Origin of the sequence: Paracidovorax oryzae ATCC 19882 (assembly GCF_000687165.1) — a bacterium.
In the GTDB taxonomy this organism is placed as follows: domain Bacteria; phylum Pseudomonadota; class Gammaproteobacteria; order Burkholderiales; family Burkholderiaceae_C; genus Paracidovorax; species Paracidovorax oryzae.
Genome location: NZ_KK366051.1, coordinates 2603 through 8163, shown reverse-complemented (window position 1 = coordinate 8163; position 5561 = coordinate 2603). Strand labels below are relative to the sequence as shown.

Genomic DNA, 5561 nt, shown 5'->3' with positions numbered 1-5561 from the left:
GACGGCGGTGGCGGTGACGAACCCCGTGGGCCTGAGTGCGTCCAGCACGAGCGTGGCCGCGGGCGATGCGGTGACGCTGACGGCGCGCATGAACGAGCGGCCCAGCGCGGTGGCCTCGGGAGCGACGCTGGCCAGCGGCACGGCGGCCAAGACAGGCACGGCCAGCCAGTGGGACGCGTCCGTGCGCAGCACGGTGGGCTACGCGGGTGGTGCGAGCGTGCGCTTTACGGTGGGGGCGCAGACGGACCAGCGATACATGGTGGGTCTGACCACGGACCCGGCGGCGGACAACACGGCCTCGTCGATCGACTGGGCGATCCACGTGACGGGCGGCACGGGCAGTGCGGTGGAACTCTACCACCGCGGCGTGCTGGTGGCGAACGTGGGGGCGGTGGCGGCCGGTGACGTGCTGGGCCTGAGCTACGCGGGCGGAGTGCTGTCGTACTCGAAGAACGGGGTGGTGCTGCGCCAGGATGCGGTGCAGATCGACCAGCCGCTGTACCTGGACTCGTCGTTCTACGCGCCGGGCTCGTCGGTGTCGGGGCTGGAGTTCCGCGACGGGACGGGCACGCTGACGGCGCTGAGCGCCAAGCCCGTGGCGACGGGCCGGGTGACGTTCTACGGCGGCGGCGCGGTGCTGGGCACGGCCACGCTGGTGGACGGCGTGGCGAGCCTGACCACGCAGGCGCTGATCAATGCGGGCACGGCCAGCATCACGGCAGCCTACGAGGGTGACGGCACCAACGCGGCGTCCACTTCGGCCGCCATGGCGCTGGCCGTTGGTGGCGGAGCCGGCAACCGGCCTGCCACGACCACGTCCCTGAGCGCGTCTTCCACCTCCACGTCCCGGGGGCAGGAAGTGGCCCTCACCGCCACGGTGTCCGGCAACGCGTCGGGCTTCGTCACGTTCTTCAACGGCAACCAGGTACTGGGCGTGGCCGCGCTGGCCAACGGCGTGGCCGTGTGGAAGTCGAGAGACCTGGCCGTGGGAGCGCAGGCCTGGCGCGCGGTCTACAGCGGTGACGCACAGTCCGCACCCAGCACGTCGGCGTCGGTCGGCGGTACGGTGGCGGTGTCCTCCAGCGGCGTCAGCCTCGCGGCCACGGTCACGTCCCGCTCCACTGGCGAGGCAACGGTCCTGCTCGCGGCGCGCGTGGCGGGCCTGCGGCCCGGCGGCACGGTGACTTTCTACAACAACGGGGCACCCATCGCTGGTGGGGTGGCCACGGTGGTGGACGGAGTTGCCTCCCTCTCGGTCACGCTGCCCTCCGGCTCCGCTGGCGTCACGGCCCGGTATTCCGGCGACGCATCCAACGCTGCGGCCGTTTCCGATGCCCTGGTGCTGGGGTTGCGGTCTGCCGGAGCGGTCACCATCGCGGCGCCATCGCCGTCCAGTGCGGTGTACGGCAGCCCCGTCACCCTGAGCGCCACTGCGCCCTACAGCAGCTCCACCGTGGGCACCGTCGCCTTCTATGCCGGCGATCTGCTGGTCGGGGTCGCCACCGTGCAGCCCAACGGCGTGGCGACGCTGGTTTCATCGGCACTGCCGGTGGGATCGCGCACCATCACTGCGGCCTTCTCGGGCAATGCCGGGACCGAACCCCCCAGCCGGAGCACCGCGGCGCCGCTGACCATCACGGGAACGGCAACGCAGACCGTCCTCACGGCATCCCGCAGCGCCCTGGCGGCAGGCACGCCGTTGGTACTCGATGCCACCGTCACCTCCGGCGGCCGGAACGCCGGCATTGCGGGCAGCGTGCGCTTCTATGCCGGCAGCACCCTTGTCGGAACCGTGCAGGCTGCCGACGGCGTGGCCCGGCTCACGCTGGCCGATGTGCCCCCAGGTGCCCTGACCGCGGTCTACGATGGATTCCAGGGTTTCGCTGCCAGCACCTCGCAGGCCACGGCTTCGGCCGTGCTGGCCGCTGCCACCTCGGTCGCGCTGTCCAGTTCGGCCACGAGCGTGGGCACGGATGCGCCGGTCACGCTGAGTGCACGCGTGACGGGACGACAACCCGGCGGCACCGTCACCTTCCTGCGGGGCGATACGGTATTGGGCACCGCGCAGGTCTTTGATGGCGTGGCTCGCCTCGTGGTCGGAGGGCTGCCGCCCGGCACGCATGAACTGCGTGCCCGCTATGAGGGAGACACCCGCAATGCCGCGAGTGCTTCTCCGGCGCTGGCGCAGACCGTGACCCCGGCCGGCTCGGTCGTGCTCGGCCTGGCGTCTGATGCCAGCCTGGCGCAGGGGCAGGACATCGCCATCACGGTGGGTGGTGGCGCCAGTGGCATCGTCACCCTGGTCGATGGAAACAATGTCGTCTCCATCGCCCGCGTCGTGAACGGCGTAGCAACCGTGTCCACCCGCAGTCTGGCGGCCGGACGCCACCAGTTGACGGCCAACTATGCCGCAGACGTCGGCTTCGGCTCCGCCCAGCTCGGCTTCGTGCTGACCCTCACGCCGCCGCAAGGCTCCACGGCGGTCGTGCTCAGCGCCACGCCCAACAGAACGGCCCAAGGCCTGGGAACGCTGCTCAGCGCGCAGGTGTCGGGCGATCAGCCCACGGGACGCGTAGCCTTCTACAACGGCGACCAGGTGCTGGGCACGGTCGATCTGGTGTACGGCCTCGCGGTGCTGAATGTCGATATGCCGCAGTCCAGCGCGGACCGCTTCCGGGCCGTGTACCTCGGCGACGATACCCATTCCGGCAGCACGTCCGGCACCTTGAATGGCCAGCCCCTCTCTGGCGAGGTCCTGTCGCCGCAGGTCCGCAGCACGCAGGACCGCACGGCCAGCCAGATCCATGGCCGCGACGGCCTGCTGCTGGGCACGGTGGACGGCGAAGGCTACCTGACCGAGTACCGCTACGACGCGGCCGGCCGGGTGATCGGCAGCGTGCGCTACGCCCAGCCCGTGGCGGGCGGCGCGGCCGCCGGCCTGGCTGCGGCGCGCGCAGGCTCCCTTTCGGGCCTGCGCCCGGCCTCCAGCGCGGGCGACGCGCACACGGCCACTTTCTACGACGCGCAGGGCCGGCGCGTGGGCGAACTCGATGCCGAGGGCTACCTCACCCAAAGCAGCTACGACGCGAACGGCAACCTCGCCACCGTGCGGCGCTACGCGACGGCGGTGGGATCCACCACGGCCGCGCAGGTCACGGCCGCCACGCGGCTGGAGGACCTCCTGCCCGGTATCTCCACGCAGGACCAGGTCAGCACGCGCACCTACGACGCACTCAACCGCGTGGTGCTGTCGGTGAACGCCGAAGGCACCGCCACGCGCTACCGCTACGACGCCATGGGCCGGCTGGTGGAGACCGTGCAGGCCGCGGGCACCCCGCAAGCGCGCACCACCGGCATGCGCTACGACGCCCAGGGCCGCCTCGTGGGCGAGCTCTCCGCGCAGGGCGCGGCGCAACTGGCGAGTGCCCGGGCAGCCGGGCAGGGCGATGCGCAGCTCGAAGCGATCTGGCAGCAGTACGGCCTGAGCCACACCTACGACGCGGCAGGCCGGCGCACCAGCACCACCGACCAGAACGGCCTGAAGACCCAGTTCTTCTACGATGCCGCCAGCCGCCTCACGCACACCGTCAACGCCCTGGGCGAGGTCACGGAAACCCGCTACGACGCCTTCGGCCAGGTGCAGGCGAGCATCCGCCACGCCAACCGGCTCGATCTCTTTGCCCTGGCCAACGCCTCCGGCACGCCCGGGGGCGTCACCAACGCCGGCGTGCTGGCCGCGCTCGACAAAGCGCGCAACGACACGGCCGATCGCACCACCGGCTACCGCTACAACGCCACGGGCACGCTGGCGCAGGTGACCGATGCGCTGGGCTTCGCGCGCAATTACGTCTACAACACCTTCGGCGAAGAGGTCCGGCGCACGGGCAGCGGCCAGACGGTCGCCACCGCCTACGACCACCGCGGCCTGGCCGTGCAGACCGTGCAGGACCCCGATGGCCTGAAGGCGGCGACTTCCGTCACCTACGACGCCTTCGGCCGCGTGACGGCCAGCACCGATGCGCTGGGCGCCACGCGCACGCAGGCCTACGACCGCCTGGGCCGCACCATCGTCCTCACGGACGCGATGGGCCGCCGCAGCACGAGCAGCTACGACGCCTTCGGCCGCACCGTCACCCAGACCGACGCGCTGGGCCACACGACCACCTACGCCTACAACCCGGACGAACGCAGCCTCACCGTCATCACGCCCGAAGGCATCCGCGTCACCACCGTGCACGACCGCCTGGGCCAGACCGTCGCGGTCACGGACGGCAGCGGAGCGACCACCCGCTACGAATACGACGCCGACGGCCACCAGACGGCGGTGCAGACGCCGCTCGCGCGCACGACGGGCCTCTACGACGTGGCCGGGCGGCTGATCCAGGCGACGGACGCCAACGGCGTGATGACCCTGCTCGGCTACGACGCGGCCGGCCGGGTGCTCACCCGCACCGTGGACCCGCTGGGCCTGAACCTGGTCACCCGCTACACCTACGACGCGCTGGGCAACCAGCTGAGCGTGACGGATGCGCAGGGCGTGGTCACCCAGTTCGGCTACGACCCCAAGGGCCAGCTCATCCGCCAGGCGGTGGACCCCACGGGCCTGAACCTCGTCACCACCTTCGCCTACGACAGCGCCGGCCGGCAGGTGAGCGTCACCGACCCCAACGGCACGGTCACCCGCTACGAATACGACACCCTGGGCCGCCGGGTGCTGGAAGTGGTGGACCCGTCCACCGCCACGCACGCGGGCCTGAACCTCGCCAAACGCTATACCTACGATGCGCTGGGCCACGTCACCAGTGCCACCGATGCGCAAGGGCACACCACGCGCTACGCCTACGACGCCGAAGGCCGCCAGCGCTTCGTGTTGGATGCGGCGGGCAACCTGGCCGAGACGGCTTACGATGCGGCCGGCCGCGTGGTGCGGCAGACGCGCTACGCCGCGGTCGTCCCGGCCCCGGAGGGCCTGCCTGTGAATGCGACGGAAGCGCAGCTCAACGGCCTCAAGCGCCCCGACTCGGCGCAGGACCAGACCGAACACCGCATCTACGACGCGGACAACCGCGTCACCGCCACGGTCAACGGCGCGGGCGACGTGGTGCGCTTCGCCTACGACGGCGCGGGCCGGGTCATCCAGCGCACGGCCTACGCCCAGCGCCTGGCCATGGCCAGCTGGGCCGTGGGCACCGACCCGCAGCCGGGCACGGACGCGGCCAACTCCGCGGACATGGTCACGCGCACTGTCTATGACGCAGCCGGCCGGGTGCGCTACAGCATCGACGGCACCGGCGCCGTGGTCTCGCAGCGCTACGACGGCAACGGCAACGTCACCCAGCGCATCCGGTACGCCAGGCGCCTGGACCTCGCCAGTCAGCCCCTCTCGGCCAACCCGAGCGAATCGGAGATGGAACTCCGCCTCGTCTACATCTTCGATGCGCAGCGCGACGAGCACACGCGCATGCGCTACGACGCGGCCGGGCGGCTCACGCTGAGCGCCGACGGCGCGGGCGGCGTCTCGCAGTACCTCTACGACAAGGCCGGCCACCTGCTGCAGAGCA

At 71.5% G+C, this 5561-nt stretch carries 1 protein-coding gene; it reads left to right on the top strand.

What is annotated here, in order from left to right:
• Positions 1-88 precede the first annotated feature (88 nt).
• Positions 89-5561, top strand: a 5473-nt coding sequence (locus T336_RS27195; protein WP_209436009.1) for an Ig-like domain repeat protein, incomplete at its 3' end; no start/stop codon positions are given.